Source organism: Sinomonas sp. B1-1, assembly GCF_050474465.1.
Taxonomy (GTDB): domain Bacteria; phylum Actinomycetota; class Actinomycetes; order Actinomycetales; family Micrococcaceae; genus Sinomonas; species Sinomonas flava.
Genome location: NZ_JBCHVF010000005.1, coordinates 143,497 through 164,379, shown reverse-complemented (window position 1 = coordinate 164,379; position 20,883 = coordinate 143,497). Strand labels below are relative to the sequence as shown.

Annotated in this window: 20 protein-coding genes; 14 read left to right on the top strand and 6 right to left on the bottom strand. The window is 72.5% G+C overall.

The window, feature by feature from the left end; translation table 11 throughout:
- Positions 1–93 precede the first annotated feature (93 nt).
- The 7 genes from ACQ5BE_RS10365 (at position 94) to ACQ5BE_RS10335 (ending at position 9,029) form a co-directional block, all read left to right on the top strand.
- Complete coding sequence (locus ACQ5BE_RS10365; RefSeq protein ID WP_430296956.1) at positions 94–1,455, top strand: MFS transporter; 1,362 nt, start codon at positions 94–96, stop codon at positions 1,453–1,455.
- Positions 1,455–2,396, top strand: coding sequence for a shikimate dehydrogenase (locus ACQ5BE_RS10360; RefSeq protein WP_430296955.1), 942 nt, complete (start codon positions 1,455–1,457; stop codon positions 2,394–2,396). The genes ACQ5BE_RS10365 and ACQ5BE_RS10360 overlap by 1 nt, the downstream gene beginning before the upstream one ends.
- Before the next feature lie 19 nt (positions 2,397–2,415).
- Entirely contained in the window at positions 2,416–3,501 is a 1,086-nt protein-coding gene (locus ACQ5BE_RS10355) for a Gfo/Idh/MocA family protein (protein ID WP_430296954.1), read from the top strand.
- Positions 3,498–5,648, top strand: a complete 2,151-nt coding sequence (locus ACQ5BE_RS10350) for an FAD-dependent oxidoreductase (protein ID WP_430296953.1) — start codon at positions 3,498–3,500, stop codon at positions 5,646–5,648. The genes ACQ5BE_RS10355 and ACQ5BE_RS10350 overlap by 4 nt, the downstream gene beginning before the upstream one ends.
- A complete protein-coding gene (locus tag ACQ5BE_RS10345) occupies positions 5,645–6,541 on the top strand; it encodes a sugar phosphate isomerase/epimerase family protein (RefSeq protein ID WP_430296952.1) in 897 nt (298 codons plus the stop codon). Before ACQ5BE_RS10350 ends, ACQ5BE_RS10345 begins: the two co-directional genes overlap by 4 nt.
- On the top strand, positions 6,538–8,412 hold the full coding sequence (locus ACQ5BE_RS10340) for an FAD-dependent oxidoreductase (RefSeq protein ID WP_430296951.1): 1,875 nt from the start codon (positions 6,538–6,540) through the stop codon (positions 8,410–8,412). Before ACQ5BE_RS10345 ends, ACQ5BE_RS10340 begins: the two co-directional genes overlap by 4 nt.
- A gap of 215 nt (positions 8,413–8,627) precedes the next feature.
- On the top strand, positions 8,628–9,029 hold the full coding sequence (locus ACQ5BE_RS10335; RefSeq protein WP_430296950.1) for a hypothetical protein: 402 nt from the start codon (positions 8,628–8,630) through the stop codon (positions 9,027–9,029).
- Positions 9,030–9,115: 86 nt separating this feature from the next.
- Here the strand turns inward: ACQ5BE_RS10335 and ACQ5BE_RS10330 are convergent, their stop codons facing one another.
- Positions 9,116–9,256, bottom strand: coding sequence for a hypothetical protein (locus ACQ5BE_RS10330; RefSeq protein ID WP_430296949.1), 141 nt, complete (start codon positions 9,254–9,256; stop codon positions 9,116–9,118).
- A gap of 345 nt (positions 9,257–9,601) precedes the next feature.
- On the opposite strand from ACQ5BE_RS10330, the gene ACQ5BE_RS10325 reads away from it, so the two are divergent.
- On the top strand, positions 9,602–11,194 hold the full coding sequence (locus ACQ5BE_RS10325; RefSeq protein ID WP_430296948.1) for a Na+/H+ antiporter: 1,593 nt from the start codon (positions 9,602–9,604) through the stop codon (positions 11,192–11,194).
- On the opposite strand, the gene ACQ5BE_RS10320 is transcribed toward ACQ5BE_RS10325, so the two are convergent.
- Positions 11,176–11,598, bottom strand: a complete 423-nt coding sequence (locus ACQ5BE_RS10320; protein ID WP_430296947.1) for an SRPBCC domain-containing protein — start codon at positions 11,596–11,598, stop codon at positions 11,176–11,178. The genes ACQ5BE_RS10325 and ACQ5BE_RS10320 overlap by 19 nt on opposite strands.
- 112 nt (positions 11,599–11,710) lie before the next feature.
- On the opposite strand from ACQ5BE_RS10320, the gene ACQ5BE_RS10315 reads away from it, so the two are divergent.
- Positions 11,711–12,481 (top strand): ABC transporter ATP-binding protein, encoded by a 771-nt coding sequence (locus ACQ5BE_RS10315; protein WP_430296946.1) that lies wholly within the window; start codon positions 11,711–11,713, stop codon positions 12,479–12,481.
- Positions 12,474–13,274: an ABC transporter permease gene (locus ACQ5BE_RS10310; RefSeq protein ID WP_430296945.1), complete on the top strand. Its 801-nt coding sequence runs from the start codon at positions 12,474–12,476 to the stop codon at positions 13,272–13,274. Before ACQ5BE_RS10315 ends, ACQ5BE_RS10310 begins: the two co-directional genes overlap by 8 nt.
- A gap of 22 nt (positions 13,275–13,296) precedes the next feature.
- On the opposite strand, the gene ACQ5BE_RS10305 is transcribed toward ACQ5BE_RS10310, so the two are convergent.
- Positions 13,297–14,529 (bottom strand): MFS transporter, encoded by a 1,233-nt coding sequence (locus ACQ5BE_RS10305; protein ID WP_430296944.1) that lies wholly within the window; start codon positions 14,527–14,529, stop codon positions 13,297–13,299.
- 149 nt (positions 14,530–14,678) lie between these two features.
- Between ACQ5BE_RS10305 and ACQ5BE_RS10300 the strand changes: the two genes are divergently transcribed.
- Positions 14,679–15,650 (top strand): aldo/keto reductase, encoded by a 972-nt coding sequence (locus ACQ5BE_RS10300; protein ID WP_430296943.1) that lies wholly within the window; start codon positions 14,679–14,681, stop codon positions 15,648–15,650.
- Positions 15,651–15,748: 98 nt separating this feature from the next.
- On the opposite strand, the gene ACQ5BE_RS10295 is transcribed toward ACQ5BE_RS10300, so the two are convergent.
- A complete protein-coding gene (locus ACQ5BE_RS10295) occupies positions 15,749–16,174 on the bottom strand; it encodes a lipopolysaccharide assembly protein LapA domain-containing protein (protein WP_430296942.1) in 426 nt (141 codons plus the stop codon).
- A gap of 48 nt (positions 16,175–16,222) precedes the next feature.
- On the bottom strand, positions 16,223–16,978 hold the full coding sequence (locus ACQ5BE_RS10290; protein ID WP_430296941.1) for a mechanosensitive ion channel family protein: 756 nt from the start codon (positions 16,976–16,978) through the stop codon (positions 16,223–16,225).
- Between the two features lie 222 nt (positions 16,979–17,200).
- On the opposite strand from ACQ5BE_RS10290, the gene ACQ5BE_RS10285 reads away from it, so the two are divergent.
- Positions 17,201–18,133, top strand: coding sequence for a helix-turn-helix transcriptional regulator (locus ACQ5BE_RS10285; protein WP_430296940.1), 933 nt, complete (start codon positions 17,201–17,203; stop codon positions 18,131–18,133).
- Positions 18,134–18,177: 44 nt separating this feature from the next.
- Here the strand turns inward: ACQ5BE_RS10285 and ACQ5BE_RS10280 are convergent, their stop codons facing one another.
- Positions 18,178–18,852: a TetR/AcrR family transcriptional regulator gene (locus ACQ5BE_RS10280; RefSeq protein ID WP_413251060.1), complete on the bottom strand. Its 675-nt coding sequence runs from the start codon at positions 18,850–18,852 to the stop codon at positions 18,178–18,180.
- A gap of 231 nt (positions 18,853–19,083) precedes the next feature.
- On the opposite strand from ACQ5BE_RS10280, the gene ACQ5BE_RS10275 reads away from it, so the two are divergent.
- Together ACQ5BE_RS10275 and ACQ5BE_RS10270 are read left to right on the top strand one after the other, a co-directional pair.
- On the top strand, positions 19,084–19,962 hold the full coding sequence (locus ACQ5BE_RS10275; protein ID WP_430296939.1) for a sigma-70 family RNA polymerase sigma factor: 879 nt from the start codon (positions 19,084–19,086) through the stop codon (positions 19,960–19,962).
- A 194-nt stretch (positions 19,963–20,156) separates the two neighbouring features.
- Positions 20,157–20,810: a TetR/AcrR family transcriptional regulator gene (locus ACQ5BE_RS10270; RefSeq protein ID WP_430296938.1), complete on the top strand. Its 654-nt coding sequence runs from the start codon at positions 20,157–20,159 to the stop codon at positions 20,808–20,810.
- The last annotated feature ends 73 nt before the right edge of the window (positions 20,811–20,883 follow it).

The window sequence follows — 20,883 nt, the reverse complement described above, 5'->3', positions numbered from 1 at the left end:
CAACTAAGTGTTGGACGCGCCACAATTCCGTGGCGATGCTGGATGAGCCACCACATCCCGTGAGTGGCACGAAAGGCATCTGAACGGAGCACCATGTCAGCGTCGACATCCGTGGCACCCAAGTCCCACGCCGCGAAGACCGCGGCCTTCTCCGGCTTCCTGGGCAGCACGCTCGAGTACTACGACTTCTTCATCTTCGGCTCGGCGGCGGCCCTCTTCTTCGGGAAGCTGTTCTTCCCCGATGCGGGCGCTGCGGGCTCGCTGCTCTCCTTCGCCACGCTCGGCGTGGCCTATGTGGCGCGCCCGCTCGGCGCCGTCTTGTGGGGCCACTTCGGCGACCGCCTGGGGCGCAAGAACGTCCTGGTCCTGACCCTCGTGCTCATGGGCATCTCGACGTTCCTCATCGGCTGCCTCCCCACCTACTCGGCGGTGGGGCCCATCGCGCCGATTGCGCTCGTCGCCCTCCGCCTCGTGCAGGGCATCTCCGCCGGCGGGGAGTCGCCGGGCTCGAGCTCCCTGACGCTCGAGCACTCCCCGGAGGGCCGCCGTGCGTTCTTCACGAGCTTCACGATGAGCGGCATCCAGTTCGGCATCGTGATCTCCTCGGTCGTGTTCATCCCGATCACGATGCTCCCGCAGGACCAGCTGATGAGCTGGGGCTGGCGCATCCCGTTCCTCGCGAGCGCCGTCGTGACGGCCGTGGCCTTCTACCTGCGCCGCAGGCTCGAGGAGCCCGAGGTCTTCGCCGAGATCAAGGAGGACGCCGCGACCGCCGCCATCCCGCTCGTCGCGCTCTTCCGCCACGACTTCGCGAACGTGGTCCGTGTGACCCTCAGCTCCCTCGTGACCATGGTCAACACCGTCTTCACGGTCTTCGCCCTCACGTACGCCACGCAGGTCGTGGGCCTCGACAAGCCCATGATGCTGACCGTCATCGCGGTCGCGAACCTCGTCACCGTCTTCACCCAGCCGATGTGGGCGCTGCTGTCGGACAGGATCGGCCGCAAGCCCGTCTTCATCACCGGCACCATCGGCAGCGCGGTGCTCGTCTTCGCGTTCTTCACGGTCCTCGGCACCGGCAACTGGGCGCTCATCTTCGCCACTGCCATCGCCCTCACCGGCGTGTTCTACGCGATGCCCAACGGTGTCTACCCCGCGTACTTCCCCGAGCTGTTCCCCGCCCGCACCCGCTACACCGGCATGGCCGTGAGCCTCATGCTCGGCCTCCTCGTGGCCGGCTTCACCCCCGCCATCGGCACCGCCCTCACCGCCGGGGACCCGGCCAACTGGGGCCCGGTGGCGTGGATGACGGTCGGCTTCTGCGCCGTCGCCGCCGTCGCGGCCCTCACCGCCCGTGAGACGTTCCGCACGCCCAAGGCCCAGCTCGGCCTCAAGCCCGCACGCCGCGGTTCCGCCCCGGCCCCCGCGGAGACCGCCCAGGAGACCGCAGCCTGATGACCACCGCTCCCAGCCCCCGCCCGCCCCGGCCGCAGCTCATCGGCCTGATCGGCGCCAACGTCGCCGGCTCGCTCTCGCCGCTCCTGCACGAGCGCGAGGCCGCCGCCCAGGGCCTCCGCTACGCGTACCGCGCCCTTGACCTCGACGAGCTCGGCCTCACGCCGGAGGACGCCGGCCAGCTCGCCCGGGACGCCGGCCGCCTCGGCTACACCGGCCTGAACGTGACGCACCCGTGCAAGCAGACCGTGATCCCGGGCCTCGACGCGCTCTCCGAGGATGCGCGGGCGCTGGGGGCGGTCAACACCGTCACTGTGGATGCCGACCCCGCCGACCCCGCAGACAGTGCCGCGCACGACGGCGGCACCCACCCGGGCTCACGCCTCACCGGCCGCAACACGGACCACTCCGGCTTCCGCGCCGCGCTCGCCGAGGGCCTCCCGGGCGTGCCCCTCGGAACCGTGGTGCTCGTCGGCGCTGGCGGTGCCGGGTCCGCCGTCGCCCGCGCACTCCTCGACTCGGGCGTCCGGGAACTACTCGTGGCCGACGTCGATCCCGCCCGCGCCGCTGCCCTCGCTGCGCGTCTGGGGGAGCCGGGGAGCGGCAGCCGCGTCGCCGCCGTCGCCCATGAGGAGGTTTTCGCGCGCCTGAGCGAGGCAGACGGCGTCGTGAATGCCACGCCGATCGGCATGGTCGGGCACCCGGGCACCCCGTTCGACACCTCGGCGCTCATGCGGCGTCACTGGGTCGCGGACGTCGTCTACCGTCCGCTCGCCACCCAGCTCGTCAAGGCCGCGCTCGCCGCCGGGTGCCGCGTGCTCGACGGCGGGTGGATGGCCGTGGCGCAGGCCGCGGACTCGTTCGAGCTCTTCACCGGCCTGCCCGCCGACCGCGCCCGGATGCGCGCCCACTTCCTCGACCTCGTGGCCGAGACCGACTGACCGCCCGAAAGGACCACCCATGACTGCCCCGTACAGAGTTGGGATCGTCGGCTGCGGCGCGATCAGCCGCAACCACCTCGAGGCCTTCGCCGCGATTCCCGAGGCCGCTGTCGTCGCGGTGTGCGACGTCGACCCCGACCGCGCCCGCGAGACCGCCGCGCGCTGGGGGATCCCTCAGGCGTTCGGCTCGGTCGAGGAGCTGCTCGCTGCCGGCGTCGACATCGTCTCGGTCTGCACCCCGCACCCCACCCACGAGGCCGTGGTCCTGGCCGCCGCCGCGGCGGGCGTCCACGTGCTGTGCGAGAAGCCGATCGCGATCGACCTCGCCTCCGCTGAGCGCATGGTCGCCGCGTGCGACGCCGCGGGCGTGCGTCTCGGGGTCCTGTTCCAGCGCCGCTTCTGGCCGGCCGCGCAGCGTCTCCGCGCCGCCGTCGACAACGGCACGCTCGGCCGCCCCATCCTGGGCCACGCCTCCGTGCTGCTCCACCGCGAGCCGGCGTACTACGGTGCCACCCCGTGGCGCGGGACGTGGGCCACGGACGGCGGCGGGGTCCTCATGACCCAGGCCATCCACTACATCGACCTCCTGCAGTGGCTCATGGGCGAGGTCACCGAGGTCCATGGGCACATCGCCACCTTCCGGCACGACATCGAGGTCGAGGACACCGCCGCCGCGGTCCTGAGGTTCGCCTCCGGCGCGATGGCGACCCTGTCGGCGTCGACCGCTGCGACCCCGAGCCTCGGCGTGGGCATCCGCGTCACGGGGGAGACCGGGGCAACCGCCGAACTGACCGAGTTCCCCGAGGGGACGGACGGGCGCGTGACCCTCTTCGCGCGCGGCGGGACCATCGAGACCGAGCCCGCCCATCCGGCCGGCACCGCTCCCAACGTGGACCTGTCCACGATCAACGGCCAGCTCGTCCCCCACCACACGGCCCAGATCCGCGAGTTCGTGGACGCGCTCGGCGCCAATGGCGACGAGGGCCGCGAACCCGCCGTGACAGGACGCGATGCCACTGCGGCCCTCCGGATCCTGCTCGCCGTCTACGAGTCGTCCCGCACCGGCCGCCCCGTTGTCCTCGCACGCGAAGGAGCCCTCTCATGACCCGCAACGCCGCCGCCCCGCTCGTCCTCGGCCGCAACGGCCGGCCGCAGCGCACCCTCCGCAACCGGCTGTGGACCTCGCCCATGGAGCGCAACTACGGCACCACCGACGGCCGCGTCACCGAGCAGTACGCCGACTACCTGGTCACACGCGCCCGGGCCGGCCTCGCCGTCGTGACCACCGAGGCCACCTACGTCCGCGCCGACGGCAAGGGCCGCACCCACCAGCTCGGGCTGCACGACGACGCCGTACTCCCCGGGTTCCGCGCGCTCACCGACGCGATCCACGCCGAGGGCGCCCTCGCCGCCGTCGAGATCAACCACGGCGGCCGCACCGCGCAGTCCGTGGTGACCGGGTTCCCGTGCGTCGCCCCGGCACCGGTGCCGTGCGAGGTCGCCGGCGGCGAGCTGCCGCGTGAGCTCAGCACCCAAGAGTGCCACGACCTCGTCGACGCGTACGGGGACGCGGCGCGCCGCGCCGTCGAGGCCGGGTTCGACGTCATCAGCATCCACGGCGGCCACGGTTACCTCATCCACCAGTTCATGTCTGCGCGCACCAACGGCCGCACGGACGAGTTCGGCGCACCCGAGCGCTTCCCGAACCTCGTGATCGCCGCCGTCCGCGCAGCCGCGCCCGAGGCGATCGTCGGGATGCGCGTCTCGATGCTCGAAGGCGTCGACGGCGGGCTCACGCCGGAGCAGACGCTCGACGTCGTCGCCCGCCTCGACCTGGACGCGCTCGACTTCCTCGACCTCTCCGCCGGGTCCTACGAGGCCGGCGAGTGGATCGTGCAGTCGGGGGAGTGGAAGCCCGGCGTCCTCGCCGACTACGCCCGCGTCTACCGCGGGTTCGGGATCCCGCTCGGCCTAGCCGGGCGGCTCAACTCGCCCGCGGCGATCGAGGCCGTGCTCGCCGACGGCGTCTGCGACTTCGTCTCCCTCGGCCGTGCCGTCCACGCGGACCCGGCGTTCGTCCCCGCCGTCCTCGGGCACAGCGTCCCCGGCGAGGCGGCGTACCGGCCCTGCATCGCGTGCAACGTCTGCATCGACAACCTCGGCCTCGGCCAGGTCACGTGCACCGTCAACCCGGCGGTCGGGCGCTCGCGGGTGCCCGTCCCGACGCCGCGGGTGCGGGCTGCCGACGACGCAGCGCCACACGCCGTCGGGCCCCACACCCTGGTCCTGGGCGCGGGGCCCGCGGGCCTGACCGCCGCCCGCGAGCTCGCCGAGGCCGGCGCACGGGTCACCGTGCTCGAGGCGGGGGAGCGGCTCGGCGGCCAGTTCGCGCTCGCCGCCCGAATGCGCCCCACCCCGGACTTCCACCGCTACCTCGACTGGAACCGCGCCGCGCTCGGGCGCCTCGGCGTCGAGGTGCGTCTCGGCGTGCGGGCCGCCGCAGCCGGCCCCGCGGACCTCGCCGCGCTCGCACGGGAGTGGGAAGCGGACGGGATCGTCGTCGCGACCGGCGGCGCCCGCCCCCAGCCCGGCTTCCGGGTCAGCGGGCCGGGCACCGCGCACGACGCCGTCCTCGACGTCCGCGACTGGCTCGCCGCCCGGCCCGGCCTCCTCGAGGGGACCGAGGCGACGTCTGCGGACTGGCCCGAGGCCGTGACGGTCTGGGGTGCCGACTCGGTCGCGATGTCCGTCGCCGACACGCTCGCGGGCCGCGGCACACGGGTCCTGCTCGTCGGGCCCGAGCCGGCCATCGCCCCCGAGTCCGGGCGCCGCGCCAAGATCCTCGCCGTCCCGCGGCTCGAGGCGAACCTGGACGTGCGCATAGTCCTCGACTCCCGCATCGTCGAGGCCGAGTCGCCCGGAACCGACGCCGGCCGCGTGCGCGTTGTCGGGCCCGAGGGCGAGCAGTGGCTCGACGCGCCCGGGCCGCTCCTGGTCTCGCGCGGCGTCGTGCCGCTCAGTGCGACCGTGGACCTCCCCGGCCGCGAGGCGGCGCTGACCCTCGGCGCCGGCGTTCCGGTGGTGCTCGCGGGGACCGTCGTGGACCACCTGCCGCCCACGGCGTCGAACGCCATCAAGCACGGGTACGACGCCGCGCAGCGCCTCGCCGCCGCCCTCGCACCGGAGCCTGAGCGAGCCGCCCCCGCCGCCGTTTCGGCCAGCAGCCGTGTCCTCGAAGGAGCCCACGCATGAGCCCCCGCTCGACGCAGTCCGACCAGCAGCCCACCCGGGCCGTCGGCCTCGCGCAGCTGTCCCTGCTCGACACCGCCCCGCCGGACCTCGTGCTGATCGCGGCCGAGGCGGGGTTCGACTTCGTCGGCGCCCGGGTCCGCCCCGTGACCCCGACGGAGCGGCCCTACGACCTCCAGCCCGGCTCGCCCATGCTCGCTGCGACGCTGCGCAACGTCCGCTCCACCGGCGTCCGCGTCCTGGACATCGAGTTCCTGCTCATGGACGGCCGCGGCGAGGACGGAGCGGGCCAGCGCGAGGCATGGCTCCGCATGCTCGAGGCCGGCCAGGCCCTCGGCGCGGAGACCATGACCGTGGCCGGGGCCGACCCCGAGCCGGCGCGCTTCGCCGACAACCTCGCGCAGCTGGCCGAGGACGGGCGCGGGTTCGGCATCACGCCCACCCTCGAGCCGATCTCGTACCAGCGCATCAACTCGCTCGGCTCCGCCGCACCCGCGGCCCGGGCCGCGGGTGCGCAGGTGGTGGTCGACACGCTGCACTTCCGCCGCTTCGGCGGCACCCTCGCAGAGCTCGCCGGGATCGCGGACCTCGTTCCCCTGCTCCAGCTCTGCGACGCGCCCGCCGATCGCCCCGGGGACCGTGAGGGCCTCATCCACGAGTCACGCGCTGCGCGCCTCGCCCCCGGGGAGGGCGGCCTCGGCCTGGCCGAGATCGTCGCCGCCCTGCCGGGCGGCACCCCGGTGAGCGTCGAGGCACCGTCTCCCGCCGACGTCGTGCGCCTCGGCGAGCTCGACTGGGCCCGCCGCCTGCGCCAGACCGCCCAGAATGTCCTGACCGAGGCCGCCGGCCTCGCCGCCGCTGTCTCGAACGCTGTCCCGAACGGAGCCCCCGCATGAAGTCCATCGACACCGACGTCCTCGTGATCGGCTCCGGCGCCGGCGGCCTCTCCGCCGCGGTGACGGCCGCGTACCACGGGCTGCGCGTCGTCGTGGTGGAGAAGGCCGAGGTCTGCGGCGGCGCGACCGCGTGGTCCGGCGGCTGGGCGTGGACGCCCGGGAACCCGCTCGCCAAGGCGGACGGCGTGGACGAGGACCCAGAGCAGTTCCGCACCTACCTCCGCCACCGGCTCGGCGCGCGCTACGACGCCGCACGCATCGACGCGTTCCTCGAGGCCGTCCCGCACATGGTCGGCTTCTTCGAGGGCAAGACCCGACTGCAGTTCACCCCCGGCGCGAAGATCAAGGACGTCTACGGCAAGACCCCCGGCGCCGGCACGGGCCACCGGTCCGTCGGGCCGGCCCCGGTCAACGCCCGCCGCCTCTCCCCGCGCGTCCGGAAGCTGCTGCGGGGACAGCTGTACGAGACGTCGTTCCTCGGGATGGGCATCATGGCCGGGCCGGACCTCGCCACGTTCCTCTCCGCCTCCCAGGGCAGCCTCAAGGGCCTCGCGTACGCGACCTGGCGCGTGGGCCGGCACGTCCTGGACCTGGCCGTGCACCGCCGCGGGATGCAGCTCGTCAACGGGACCGCCCTCGTGGGGCGGCTGCTGCAGAGCGCCGAGGACCTCGGGGTGGACATCCGCGTCTCCACGCCGGCCGTGCGCCTGCTGACCCACGACGGCGGCGACTCGCCCGCCCGGGTGGGCGGCGCCGTCGTGCGCGGCACCCTGCCGGACGGCACGCAGGGCGAGTACGAGATCCGGGCGGCGCGCGGCGTCGTGCTGGCGGCGGGCGGGTTCCCGAACGACGTCGATCGGCGGCGCGCGCTGTTCCCCAAGACGCCCACGGGGCGCGAGCACCGGACCCTCGCGCCGAAGGAGACGACCGGGGACGGGATCACGCTCGGCGAGTCCGTCGGCGCGCGGTTCGAGACGGACGTCGAGTCCGCGGCGGCGTGGTGCCCCGTCTCGCTCGTGCCGTACACGGTCGGGAAGGCGCCCGCGTTCGGGCGGAACGGCGTGTTCCCGCACATCATGGACCGGGCCAAGCCGGGGTCGATCGGGGTGCGGCGCGACGGGAAGCGGTTCGTGAACGAGGCCAACGGCTACTACGACTACGTCTCCGCGCTCGTGGCCGCGACGCCCGAGGGGGAGCCGGTCGAGTCGTGGCAGATCGCCGACTCGCGGTTCGTGCGGAAGTACCCGCTCGGCATGGCCAAGCCGCTGCCTGTGCCGCTGTTCCCGTACCTGCGCAACGGGTACCTGAAGAAGGGCCGGACGCTCGAGGAGCTCGCCGCCGCGTGCGGGATCGACCCGGCCGGGCTGCGCGAGACGGTGGAGCGGTTCAACGAGGGCGCGCGGGCCGGAGTCGATCCCGAGTTCGAGCGGGGCGAGACCGAGTTCAACCGGTACGGCGGGGATGCGAAGGTGGGGCCGAACCCCTCGCTCGCGCCGATCGAGAAGGGCCCGTTCTACGCGGTCAAGGTGGTCCCGGGGTCCTTCGGGACGTTCGCCGGGCTCGCCGCGGACGGGCGCGCGCGGGTGCTGCGGGCGGACGGGTCCGCGATTGAGGGCCTGTTCGTGGCCGGCAACGACCAGGCCAGCGTCATGGGCGGCTTCTACCCGGCCGGCGGGATCAACCTCGGGCCCGCGCTCACGTTCGGGTACGTGGCCGGGCGGGAGCTCGCCGGCGTCGGGGCGGGGGCCTATGAGGACGACGGGACGCTGCCGGCTGAGCCGTCCGTTCCTGCCGCGCCGTCCGTTCCTGCCGCGCCGTCCGTTCCTGCCGCGCCGTCCGTTCCTGCCGCGCCGTCCGTTCCTGCTCGATAAGGGGCCCCGACACGAGGCCCGGAACCCCGACACGCCGGAGTTCCGGGCCGGGGCGGCCCCAATGCGAGCAGGAACGGACGCGGTCGAGGCCTTGCCGGGCGTAGGTTGTGATCGGACACGTGGCGCGTGGACGGGAGGGCAGGATGTGGGGGCGGCGCCGTCGCACGACGGGCTCGATCAGTGTTGCCGCGGCGGACCTCCGCGGAGATGCCCTAGTGGCCTCCTCGAGCTCCCAGACCAAAGACGGCTTCTGGATCAGCAACGGAGCGTTCGAGGTGCTGGCGTCCGGCGCTTCCGACCGGGAACTGGGAGCGGCGGTGCTCCGGATGCTGGACGCCTCGCGGACGGGAGTGCGGACGCCGAATCTGCGCCGCGGGCCGTCGCCGTTCTCTCCGGTCCTGGAGGCCCTCGGGCTGCGGACATGGTCGGCCTACGCGCGGGGCCTCCTGCACGTGCATGTGGAACGCGAGGACGACGTGGTGAGGGTGACGGCCAGTCGCAATGGGGGCTCCCGGGAGGGCCTCGTGGGGAGCGCGGAGCCGGTCGCCGTGATCGAGCGGCCGGGGGACGAGGCCCTGGGCACGGCCATTCGCGAGGCATTCGCCCACTGCTCCTAGGGCCTGCATCCCTGAGGCCGGACGCGACGGGGCGCCGCCACGCACGTGACGGCGCCCCGCACCTTCGCGCCCGAGGGCTCCAAGCGTCAGCCGACGACGATCTCCTCGCTGTCGAAGAGTCCGTCCTCGTCGTCCCAGGCGGTCTCCTCCGGGCGGAAATCGAAGTCCTGGGAGAGGTCCTCAGTGCTGGGGACGTAGCTGGCGTCGCGGCGGTCGTCGTTGACCATGGCACTCCTTCGCGGTGGCAAGGCTGGACGGCCCGAGCTGCTTCACGCCGTGCCTTTCAGAACAGCACTGTCCGGCAGATCGGTCAAGGGAGCCGCACGGCCACAACCGCGCGTCCGTTCCTGCTCGCCTAGGGCTCCGCCACGGGAACAAGAATGCGGGACACGCCGGGATCCTGCCCCTCCCGGTGGCCAAACCGAGCAGGAGCGGACGGGAGGACCCCGGATGGAGCCTGGGACCGACCCCGCGTGAGGGGCCGCCCATCCGGGTAGCGGGAGAGCCTCCCCATCAGGGGGAGGCGCGGCGTACATTCAGTCGCGGAACCTCGTCCCCGTCAGGAGCGCCCCATGCTCGCTCTCGAACTCATCGTCGCGCTCGGCGCGGCCGTCGTGGTGGGGAGCCTGCTCGCGCCCAGACTGCGGGTCACTTCGCCGGTGGTCCTGCTGGCGTTCGGGCTGCTCCTGACCCTCGTCCCGGTGTTCCGGGGCGTCGGGCTCCCGCCCGAGACGGTGCTGCTCCTGTTCCTCCCGGCGCTCCTGTACTGGGAAAGCCTCACGACCTCGCTGCGCGAGATCCGCCGGTTCATCCGCGGCATCATGCTCTCGAGCACCCTCCTGGTCGTGGTCACGGCGGGGGCGGTGGCCGCGGTCGCCCACGGGTTCGGCCTGGACTGGGGCTCGGCGTGGATCCTCGGCGCCGCGGTCGCACCCACGGACGCCACCGCGGTCGCGTCCCTCGGCAAGGCGCTCCCGCGCCGCCAGATGACGGTCCTGCGGGCCGAGAGCCTCGTCAACGACGGCACGGCCCTCGTGGTCTACGGCGTCGCCCTGGGCTTCGCGGCGGGGGAGGGCGAGATCAGCCTCCCGCTCGTCGCGGGCGAGTTCGTGTACTCGTTCGTCGGGGGCGCCGCCGTGGGCCTCGCGGTCGGATGGGTCATGCTCGAGGCCCGCCGCAGGATCGAGAACGCCATGGCCGGCAACGCCGCCACGGTCCTTACTCCGTTCATCGCGTTCCTCGGCGCCGAGCTCATCCATGCCTCGGCCGTCCTGGCCGTCGTGGCCTGCGGCCTCTACCTCTCGCGGACCGCACCGCTGGCCATCTCGGCCTACACGCGCCAGCAGACTGTCGCCGTCTGGTCGCTTGCGAGCTTCATGCTCAACGGCGCCCTCTTCGTCCTCGTGGGCCTCGAGCTCCCGTCGGCGGTCGGGGGCCTCTGGACCACCGCGGGCCGGGCCAACGGGCAGGCGCTGGGCCAGGTCGTGCTCATCAGCGTCGCGGTCTACGTGGCCATCCTCGTCACGCGCCTGGTGGTGCTGGTCGTCTCGGCGTACGTGATCCGCGCCGTCGACCGCCGCCCCTACCAGCGCCAGCTGCGCACCACGAACCGCGCCCGGGTGATGAGCACGACGGCGGGCTTCCGCGGCGCCGTCTCGCTCGCCGTCGCCCTCTCGATCCCGGACGGCGGCCAGTACCCGGAGCGCAACGCGATCGTGTTCGTCACGGCGTTCGTGGTGGTCGCGTCCCTGGTCCTGCAGGGCATGGCGCTGCCCAAGGTGATCCGGTGGGCACGCATCCCGGAGGACACGAAGATCGTCGAGGAGCTCGCCATCGCCAAGCGCACCGCCATCGAGGAGGCGTGCGAGGCGCTGCCCCGGCTCGCGCGCGAGATCGGGGCCGACGACGAGGTCCTCGAGCGCATCCGCAGCGAGTACGACGAGCGGCTCGAGGCCCTCAACGCGGGCTTCGACGACCACGAGCACCCTGCGGTCGTGCGGACCCGTCAGTACACGCAGCTCCGGCTCGAGCTCATCGCCCGCAAGCGGGCCACGGTGGTGCGGCTCCGCGACGAGAAGACCATCGACGACACCGTGCTGCGCACCATCCAGAACGAGCTCGATGCGGAGGAGGTCCGGCTCGGCCATCAGCGGGAGACGGAGTGATCCTCCAGCCACTGCTTGAGGGCCTCGTGGGTCGCGGGGGTGTCCGAGGCGACGGACGACGCCGACCTGCCGCCCAGCCCGGCGATGGTCACCGTGAGCTCGCACTCGCCCCCGTCCGAGGGATGGATCCTGTACTCGAGCGTGCCCGGCGGCTCCTTCGCGATCCCGGCGTCCCACGCCGGGTCGAAGGTCAGCTTGAGGCGCCGCGGCGGGTCGGCCGCGATGACGTGGCCCGCGGCGACCTCGCGGCCTTCGCCATGCATCGTGTAGGCGGCGTTGCGCTCCCAGCTGCTGTGCACGGTCCAGCCCCGCATCCACGGGCGCGGGGAGTCGGTCTCGGTCAGCGCGGACCACAGGGCGTCGGCAGTGCAGCGGATGCGCACGCGGTAGACGGTCTCGGTCATGGATGCTCCTCCTCAGGCAGATCCTCCCCCGCCGGCGCGCGTGCCAATCGGACCGGGCCACACCCAGCCAGTCCACATGATTTCCTCAGGCAACGGGCCGTACCATCGAGGCATGGCTGAGGACCCGGTTCTCGACGTGCAGGGCCTCGTGGTGCGCTACGGGGCCCAGACCGCCGTCGACGGCCTGAGCTTCTCGGTGCGGCGCGGCGAGATCTTCGGGCTGCTCGGTCCCAACGGCGCGGGCAAGACCTCGACGCTGAGCGTGATCGAGGGCCTCCGGGCGCCCGACGCCGGCCGCGTGATCGTGGACGGGCACGACGCCGGCCACGCGACCTCCGCGCTCAAGGCCAGGCTCGGCGTGCAGCTGCAGGCCTCGAGCTTCCAGGCCGAGCTTCGGATCGAAGACATCACGCGCCTCTACGCCGGCCTCTACGGCGTGCCGATCACGCGCCGGCAGATCGATGAGAGGCTCCGCGAGGCGGGGCTCGCGCAGGAGCACGGCAAACCGTTCAAGAAGCTCTCCGGCGGCCAGCAGCAGCGCTTCTCGCTCATGGTGGCCATGCTCCATGGCCCGAGCATCCTCCTGCTGGACGAGCCGACCACCGGGCTCGACCCCCAGTCCCGACGCCAGCTGTGGGACCGCATCGAGGAGTCGCGCGGGGCCGGTGGGAGCGTCCTGCTGACGACCCACTCCATGGAGGAGGCCCAGGCCGTGTGCGACCGCGTGGCCATCATGGACCACGGCCGGCTCCTCGCCCTCGGCTCGCCGGGCAGCCTCGTGGCGGAGCACCGCAGGGACCCGCGCGTGCTCGCCGTGGCCCGTGGGGACGTGACGCTCGAGGACGTGTTCATCGGACTGACCGGGAGGACCATCCGTGACTGACATCCCCCTCCCTCCCGGCGCCCCCTCGGCCGGCCGTGCGCACGAGGCCGACCACGCGCCGTCGACCGCCCTCGCCGTCCGCGCGCTGCTGACCGCCGATGCGACCGTGCTGGTCCGCAGCCGCCAGGTGCTGCTGCTGAACCTGGTCGTGCCCATCGCGATCCTGTTCCTCACGAACAGGGGGCGGCTCAGCACGGACGCGGGCTTCCTCATCGGCATGGCCCTCACGTACGGGCTGCTGTCATCGGGCATCATCGCCTACCCGACCACGCTCTCGCGGGACCGGGAGGCAGGGGTCTTCCAGCGGCTGCGGGTCACCCCCGCGCCCACCTGGGCGATCATGGGCAGCCGCCTCGCGGTCCAGTTCGCGGCGGACCTCGTGATGGGCGTGGTCGTGCTGATCGTGGGCAGCATCCAGCACCAGACGGTCTTCTCCGCGGGCGAGTACGCGCTGATCCTCGCGATCGCGCTCCTCGGCGCGGCGGTGTTCCTTGCGATCGGCCAGGCCCTCGTGGCGCTCGTGCGCTCCGCCGGTGTGGTCAACGCGGTGGCGCGGGTCCTGTACATCGTGCTCTTCCTGACGGGCATCCTCGGCGCGACCGGGCTCCTCGGCGACGACTTCAGGAACATCGCGGCATGGACCCCGGTGGGTGCGCTCATGGACCTGTTCGGCGCCGTGGGGAACCTCGCCGTCTGGTCGGCGCAGAACACGTGGCAGGCAGTGGCGCTGGTCGGCTACGCGGCCATCTTCGCCGGGATCGGGATCCGCTGGTTCCGCTGGGAGCCCGCCTGAGCCTCCCGCGCACGACGCCGCGTCAGCGGCTCGCCGAGGCGGGGAGCCCGCCGCTCGGGTCGGGGACGGCACGACGCCGGCGGCCCGCGACGGCCGCCGCGAGGACGGCCACGAGCGCCGCGGCCGTGAGGGCAGCGCACACGCCGAACACGCCGCCGTATCCGGGGGCCAGCGCTGAGCCGGCCGCGATGATCCCGCCAGAGATGATGGCCCCGACCCGACGCGTGTTCGTGAACAGGCCCGAGGCGATGCCGGGGCGCGGGATGACCTCCTGGAAGTACGTGAGCCCGACCCCGGCGACGACCGCGAAGAACCACGCGTTGAGCACCTGGGCTGCGATGAGGAGCACAGGGCCGCCCACGAAGGGCACGGCGAGGTAGTACGCAGCGCCGGCGATGCACCCCGAGCCGATGAGCGGCAGGCTCGAGAAGCGCCGCGAGAGCCGGCCCAGCAGCACGAGCGCCGGCACCTCGAGGCCAGCGGACACGCCGAGGGCGATCCCGGCCCACAGCACGTCCAGCCCGAGCGACCCGGCCGTGAACAGGGCCATGACGGCGACGGCCGCCGCGTTCGTGGCCTGCAGGGCGACGAAGGCCGCGACGACGAGGACCACGGTTGTCCGGCTGGCCGATCCCGAACTCGGCGTCTGCGCGCTGGCCGATCCCGCGCTGCCTGTCCTCGGACTGGCCGTGCCAGCGCTCGGGCGGCTGTTCCCGCGGCGCCGCAACGCCGCCGTCGTGAGCCCGCCTGCGACGGCGACGACGCCCACCGCGGCGACGACTGCCTGGAGCCCGAACCACCCGATGAGGAGCATCGCGAGGGGCGGTCCGGCGACCCACGCGAAGGAGACCAGCGCGCGGGTGTTCATGACCTCCCCGGTGGTGGCCCCGTGGGCCCGCAGGTGGGCGAACAGGAGGGACACTCCCACGCCGGCCGGGCCGCCGACGACTGCGAGGGCGACGACGGCGAGCGGCAGCGAGGTCGCCAAGGCCAGGACGGCGGCGAGGACGAACGTGAGCGCACTGCACCAGAGCATGGGGGTCAGGTAGTCCCGGCGTCGGTCCGCGTGCGCCGGCAGGACGAGCGCGGCGACGAAGCCGCTCGCGTTGTACACCGCCAGAGCGAGCCCCACCTCGGCGTCGCTGGCGCCGAACTGGCCCGAGAGCACGAGCGCGAGCGCCGGGGTGAGGAACGCGAACTGGAGTCCCCACAGCAGCGCGGCAGCGGGGGTGAGGAGGCGGGTCAGGCCAGGCATGGGCGTCCTTTCTGCTTTCTGTGGGTCCAGTCCACCGCCCATTGCCGGCGTCCGGGAGTCCCGGCCCATCCCGGTACTGGCAGAACCTCCCTCGGTCGGGAGGCGCGGCGTAGCGTCGGGGGGACAACCGCTGACGAAAGGACCACCTGATGCAGTACACCCGTCTCGGAGCCTCGGGGCTGCGCGTGAGCCGGATCGCCCTAGGCTGCATGAGCTTCGGCGACCCGTCCCGCGGGTTCAGCGAATGGGCGCTCGACGACGCGGCCGCCGAGCCGCTGTTCCGGCAGGCCCTCGAGCTCGGCATCACCTTCTGGGACACCGCGAACGTCTACGGCTACGGGTCCTCGGAGGAGATCGTCGGGCGTGCGATCCAGAAGTACACGCGGCGCGAGGACGTCGTGCTGGCCACCAAGGTCTTCTTCCCCATGCACGAGGGCCCCGGCGGGCGCGGGCTGTCCCGCCGCGCCATCATGGAGCAGGTCGACGCGTCGCTCGCCCGGCTCGGGACCGACTACGTGGACCTCTACCAGATCCATCGCTTCGATCCCCAGACGCCGGTGGAGGAGACGATGGAGGCCCTGCACGACGTGGTGAAGGCCGGCAAGGCCCGCTACCTCGGCGCGTCCTCGATGTGGGCCTGGCAGTTCCAGAAGATGCAGCACGCGGCCGAGGCGAACGGGTGGACGCGGTTCGTCTCGATGCAGGACCAGTACAGCCTGGTGATGCGCGAGGAGGAGCGCGAGATGATGCCGCTCCTGGCGGACCAGGGCGTGGGCAGCATCCCGTGGAGCCCGCTCGCGAAGGGCCGCCTCACGCGGCCGTGGTCGGAGCAGCAGACCCAGCGCGCCACGACGGATCCCCTGCAGAGCCGCTACTCGGGGGAGACGAACGAAGCGATCGTGGATGCCGTCCAGCGTGTCGCGGAGGCGCGCGGAGTGCCGATGGCCCAGGTCGCGCTCGCATGGGTGCTCCGCAATCCCGTGGTCACCGCGCCCATCGTCGGCGCCACGAAGTCCCACCACCTCCCGGACGCGGTCGCGGCCCTCGAGCTCGAGCTGACCGACGAGGAAGTCCAGGCTCTCGAGGAGCCGTACACGCCGCGGCTCCCGTCGGGGTTCTAGAGCCCGCGGGGTCCGGACGTGAAAGCGCCTCCGCCTCGCCCGCGACGGGCGAAGACGGAGGCGCCCCGTCGCTGACCGGGGGATGGCGGCCCGGGCGGTCAGCGGTCCTGTGGGGGAGTGCGGCCCGCGGGCGACGCGGGCCCGGAGGGGCCTGCAGGCCCTGAGGGAGATGCGGGGCCGGACGGTGTGGGTCCGGAAGACGACGCCGGCCCGGACCGGGGCGCGCGCCCCGAAGGCGGCGTCCGCGTGGCCCGCCGGGCGACGGCACGGAGCTGGATGATCCGCACCGCGCCCGCCACGGCGACGAGCACCCCACCGGCGACCGCCGCAATGAACAGGGCGACGCCGAGCGGGACCGGTCCGGTGAGCCCGAGGAAATGGACCTCCACGGTGTCCTGGTTCTGGATGAAGAACACGATGAGCAGGATGAAGACCACGAGGGCCGCGACGACCGCGGTCCACGTCATGGCCGCCCTCGTGGTGCGGGGCTCACGGCTCCGCCCCCCGTTCTCACTGCTGACCATCACGGTTCCTCCTGGGCGTTGACAGCGTGTCGACGATGGCTCGGCGCCTCACGAACGGTGGGAGCCGCCGTCCTGATCGGCCGGCATGTACTGGCGTGCCGCGTCCTTGATCTGCTCGCCGGCCGGGGGCGCGGACTCGGCCTTGGCCCTGACGCGCGGGGCCTCCTCCTCAGCGCGGGAGAGGTAGCGCTCCCAACGCTCGGACATCGGCTTGATCAGGCCGCCGCCCACCCCGACGATCACGACTCCGGTGATCGAAGCCAGGACCGCGATGAGGATGGGGGTGGTGACCGTGACAGCGATGTCCACCTGGTTCAGTGCGGCGATGATGCCGATGCCGATGATGAAGATGCTCGCGATGTTGGCCAGCGTGCGGCCGTAGGAGAGGCCGCCCAGCGAGCCTTGGATGAGGGTCTTTACGGCCGCGGCAATGGCGGCGCTGACAATGACGATGATGATGGCGACGACGATCTTCGGCAGGAACGCGATGATGGCCGCGAGGAGGGTGCTGACCGGATTCGGGCCGAAGACGCCGAATGCGAACTGCAGGACGAAAAGCACGAGTGCGTAGTAGATGATCTTTGAAACGATCGTGCTCGCATCGAGATTCGAACCTTGGAGCGCCCGCTTGACTCCGCCCCGCTCGACCCAGCGGTCGAAGCCCACCTTGGTGAGCAGGCGGGAGAGGGCATTGGCAATGAATCGCGCGACGAGGAGGCCGACGATGAGGATGACGAGGAACAAGAGGAACTGGGGGACAAACCGAGCGACCTCGGCGAGTCCAGCGGTCAAGGAATCGAACATGGCAGAGCCTCCAGTTTTCGGAGTCGCGCTGATGATGTCCTCCATTTCTTCCCCACCCGGTTTGGTGCAAACAAGCGGAGTTCTTGGCTGACCGTTTTTCATATTGCACATTGTGCGGGTGAATTCATTGGCCTTCCAGACGATCGCCAGGGGAGCGTGGCCCGCGAGACGGGTACTGGCAGGGCCTCTCGGCTTCCACGCGACGGGCGTAGCGTGGAGCGCATGGCAACAGACCACCGCGCCGAGGTCCGCGACTTCCTCGCCACCCGGCGAGCGAGGATCAGTCCCGAGCAAGCCGGCCTCACCGTCTACGGCGGCAACCGCAGGGTGCCGGGGCTGCGGCGCGAGGAGGTGGCGCTGCTCGCGGGCGTGAGCGTGGACTACTACACACGGCTCGAGCGCGGGAACCTCGCCGGCGCCTCGGACGGGGTCCTCGAGGCGCTCGCCCGCGCGCTCCAGCTCGACGACGCCGAGAGGGACCACCTCCTCGACCTCGCCCGGACTGCCAACGCCTCTCCGCGGGCCCGCCAGCGCGCCTCCCGTCAGGCCGTCCGTCCCAGCGTCCAGTTCATGCTCGACGCCATGACGGGCGCGCCCGCCTTCGTCCGCAACGCGAGGATGGACATCTTGGCAACGAATCGGCTCGGCCGCGCCCTCTACTGCCAGATGTACGACGGCGCGCCCCGCCTCGCGCCCGACGGCACCGCCCGCCCCGCGAATTCCTCGCGCTTCATTTTCCTGGATCCACGGGCCCGGGACTTCTACCCGGACTGGAACGTTGCCGCCAACAACAATGTGGCGATTCTGCGCACGGAGTCTGGCCGCAATCCGTACGACAAAGGACTCGCCGACCTCGTGGGCGAGCTCTCGACGCGCAGCGAGGAGTTCGCCGCGCTGTGGGCGCGGCACAATGTGCGCCGGCACTACTCCGGCAACAAGGTCTTCCGGCATCCCGTGGTCGGGGAGATCGAGCTCCTGTTCGAGGCGCTCTCGCTCGCCGAGGACCCGGGCCTGACCTTCACGGTATATCCGGCCGTTCCGGGCTCCCCGTCCGAGGAGTCGCTGCGCCTCCTCGGGAGCTGGGCGGCGACCGAGGATGCCGCGGCAGGGGACGTCACGCCCGCTCCCGACGGAGCGCTCCGCCCGGAGCTCTAGGAACTCTCAGCGCGCGGCGGCGACATGGTCTGCGCCGCCGTCTCCTACCGCTTGGCCGAGTCGAGCCCGCGGAGGATTGCGGCTTCGCGCTCCTCGTCCCGGTCCGCGGTGGGGCTCCCCGGAGTGTCCGGCCGGTGCAAGTCGATCAGGGCCCGGGCAAGGTTGCGCGCGCGGATGGCGGCCCGGTGGTCGCCTTCGATGGAGGCGACCATCGCGCCCTTGGTCAGGATGTGGAACGACCAGGCGAATCCCTCGGGGTCGTCGAGCCCGGCGGCCTTTGCCAGAGCGGCGAGCCGCCCCCGGATCGCGGCGAGGTGTGCCATCGCGGCCCGGCCCAGCGGGTGGGCGGGTCCGAACTCGATCACAACGTGGAGGAACGTGTTGACCTCCGCGGCGCCGCGGCTGAACCAGTCGTCCAGGACGTTGAAGGCCGCCAGCAGCGCGTCGTCGGGGTTGTGCGCGTGCGCGATCGCCTCTTCGATGGCGTCGTGGCGCACCTGGTACCAGCGGTCCATGTAGGCGAGGACGAGCGCTTCCTTCGAGGGAAAGTGCCGGTAGAACGTGGCCTTGGCGACCCCGGAGTGGGTGATGATCTCGTCGATTCCGACGTCTCGCACGCCGCGTCTGGCAAAAAGCCCGTACGCGGTCTCCAGGATCCGCTCCCGGGCAGGTTTACGCGCCGCGGCCCCAAGGGCCCGGCCAAGGTCTCGGCCGTCCATGGCGTCCATCGTAGCACTCCAGACAGACAGGTCTGTCTATTTGGGTGACGCTCTAGACAGACAGGTCTGTCTACTTGTATAACTCTTTCTAGCGGGACAGACAGGTCTGTCTCGTTTGGACGGAACTGGACAGAACCGGCCAGGAACCCCGGGGCCCGGGAACGGGCAGGGGGGCCTGGCCGGCCGGAAGGACCGGGACGCCGCGTGTGCGGCGGCAAGGAGGATGGCGCTGTGAGTGAGTCGAAGGCTCGTCTGAAGGTGTTGGCCGGCGGGCGCGGGGATGCCCTGCGCGGGGCCGCGGCTGTGGAGGCCCAGGAGACCCCGGAGGCCCCGCAGGAGGGCCAGGAGGCCCAGGAGGGGCAGGGGGCCCAGGAGGGGCAGGGGGCCCAGGAGGGGCCGCGGGAGGCGGTGCGGGGGCCGCTGGGTGCGGAGGCCGCGGTTCTGGTGGCGGAGCATCTGGGGGTGGCGGATGCGCTGGCGCGCCGGTACCGGGTGCCGGGGCATGATCCGGAGGACCTGCGCCAGGTGGCGCGGCTGGGGCTGGTGATGGCGGCCCAGCGGTACCGGGAGGGGTCCGGGCATGGGTTCGTGCCGTTCGCGGTGCCCACGATCACGGGCACGATCAAGCGTCATCTGCGGGACCAGTCGTGGGTCGTGCGTCCGCCGCGGTCGGTGCAGGAGCTGCGCCTGGGGGTGCGGGCTGCGCGGGAGCGGCTGGAGCAGGATCTGGGGCGTGAGCCCACCGCGGCGGAGCTGAGCGAGGCCGCGGGTGCTGCGGCGGGGAAGGTGGCCGAGGCCCGGGGGGCGGACTCGGCGATGGTCGGGGTGGCGATCGAGCCTCTGGACGGGGTGTCGGAGCCGGAGGCGGGGGGTGCGTCCTCGTGTGTCGTCTCGTTCACGGATCCGGGGTTCGAGCGGGTGGAGGAGCGCCAGATGCTCGCCGCGGCGCTGGAGGGGGCGAGCGAGGAGGACATGCGGCTGATCCGGATGCGTTTCGTGCAGGAGATGAGCCAGAGCGAGATCGCTGCCGAGCTCGGGGTGAGCCAGATGCAGGTCTCGCGCCTGCTGCGCCGCCTCCTGGACCGCATGCGCCGCAAGATCGCCGCCTAGGCAGGCAACCCCACACCCTGAACCCCCACGCTCTCGCGAGGCACATGCCTTCGCCTAGGTGAGGAGGCTGGACCCCACGCAGCGGGGCGGCCTGCCGTTTAATGCAGAGAAGCGCTGGGAAGCATCTCTCCGATGCCGGATCGCTTGGCCCACCGCTCTTCGCGCGGGCCGGAGAGAGGTGGGCAGGGATGCAGATGCTGCTGACAGCGTTGTCCGTGGGGCCGGCCGTCTCAGCGAGGGGCGGCAGGGGAACGAGGGGCAGGATCCTCGCAGCTGCCGAGGAACTCTTCGCCACGCGGGGGATCAGAGGGGTCGGCATCGAGGAGCTGATTGCACGCTCCGGGGTGGCCAAGGCCACCTTCTACCGGCATTTCCGCAGCAAGGATGCGCTGATCCTCGCCTGTCTCCAGGGCTGGGGGCGTGCGCGAACGGCGATAGCCCAAGCGGTCCGTGCGTCCGGCATGAGCGGCAGGGACGCCCTGCTCGGCCTCTTCGACGCCCTCGACGGGTTGTTCCGTCAGGGAAAGGCGCCCGGCGCCCTCGAGCAGGTGATCATCGAGATGGGCCCGGAGCACCCCTTCGCGAAGGAGGCCGCCCGTCAGCTCGACTCGACGCTGGCGGAGATCGAGGAGATCGCCGCCGAGGCAGGGCTTGGGGACCCCGAGGGGGTGGCCTGCACGCTCCAGGCGCTCATCTGCGGCGCGGTGGTCGCCGCGGCCGAGGGAGACGCGGAGGCGGCAGCCCACGCCAAGCGGATGGCGTCGGCCCTGCCCTCCCTCGCTTCCGAGGCGCCGCCCGACGCCGTCGGGCCCGCCGGCAGCCTGCGCGGCAGGCCCTCCGGCGACTGAGCCTTCCGAGGGGCGCGCTGCCGAGCCCCTGCAGCCAATCCCCACCGTGCCCTTTCCCTTCGCCGCTGGACAG

Excerpts from the sequence above, each read along its gene's own strand:
- ACQ5BE_RS10365 (WP_430296956.1), top strand. The coding sequence starts at position 94 with ATGTCAGCGTCGACATCCGTGGCACCCAAGTCCCACGCCGCGAAGACC.
- ACQ5BE_RS10360 (WP_430296955.1), top strand. The coding sequence starts at position 1,455 with ATGACCACCGCTCCCAGCCCCCGCCCGCCCCGGCCGCAGCTCATCGGC.
- ACQ5BE_RS10355 (WP_430296954.1), top strand. The coding sequence starts at position 2,416 with ATGACTGCCCCGTACAGAGTTGGGATCGTCGGCTGCGGCGCGATCAGC.
- ACQ5BE_RS10350 (WP_430296953.1), top strand. The coding sequence starts at position 3,498 with ATGACCCGCAACGCCGCCGCCCCGCTCGTCCTCGGCCGCAACGGCCGG.
- ACQ5BE_RS10345 (WP_430296952.1), top strand. The coding sequence starts at position 5,645 with ATGAGCCCCCGCTCGACGCAGTCCGACCAGCAGCCCACCCGGGCCGTC.
- ACQ5BE_RS10340 (WP_430296951.1), top strand. The coding sequence starts at position 6,538 with ATGAAGTCCATCGACACCGACGTCCTCGTGATCGGCTCCGGCGCCGGC.
- ACQ5BE_RS10330 (WP_430296949.1), bottom strand. The coding sequence starts at position 9,256 with ATGGTCAACGACGACCGCCGCGACGCCAGCTACGTCCCCAGCACTGAG.
- ACQ5BE_RS10325 (WP_430296948.1), top strand. The coding sequence starts at position 9,602 with ATGCTCGCTCTCGAACTCATCGTCGCGCTCGGCGCGGCCGTCGTGGTG.
- ACQ5BE_RS10320 (WP_430296947.1), bottom strand. The coding sequence starts at position 11,598 with ATGACCGAGACCGTCTACCGCGTGCGCATCCGCTGCACTGCCGACGCC.
- ACQ5BE_RS10315 (WP_430296946.1), top strand. The coding sequence starts at position 11,711 with ATGGCTGAGGACCCGGTTCTCGACGTGCAGGGCCTCGTGGTGCGCTAC.
- ACQ5BE_RS10305 (WP_430296944.1), bottom strand. The coding sequence starts at position 14,529 with ATGCCTGGCCTGACCCGCCTCCTCACCCCCGCTGCCGCGCTGCTGTGG.
- ACQ5BE_RS10300 (WP_430296943.1), top strand. The coding sequence starts at position 14,679 with ATGCAGTACACCCGTCTCGGAGCCTCGGGGCTGCGCGTGAGCCGGATC.
- ACQ5BE_RS10295 (WP_430296942.1), bottom strand. The coding sequence starts at position 16,174 with ATGGTCAGCAGTGAGAACGGGGGGCGGAGCCGTGAGCCCCGCACCACG.
- ACQ5BE_RS10290 (WP_430296941.1), bottom strand. The coding sequence starts at position 16,978 with ATGTTCGATTCCTTGACCGCTGGACTCGCCGAGGTCGCTCGGTTTGTC.
- ACQ5BE_RS10285 (WP_430296940.1), top strand. The coding sequence starts at position 17,201 with ATGGCAACAGACCACCGCGCCGAGGTCCGCGACTTCCTCGCCACCCGG.
- ACQ5BE_RS10280 (WP_413251060.1), bottom strand. The coding sequence starts at position 18,852 with ATGGACGGCCGAGACCTTGGCCGGGCCCTTGGGGCCGCGGCGCGTAAA.
- ACQ5BE_RS10270 (WP_430296938.1), top strand. The coding sequence starts at position 20,157 with ATGCTGCTGACAGCGTTGTCCGTGGGGCCGGCCGTCTCAGCGAGGGGC.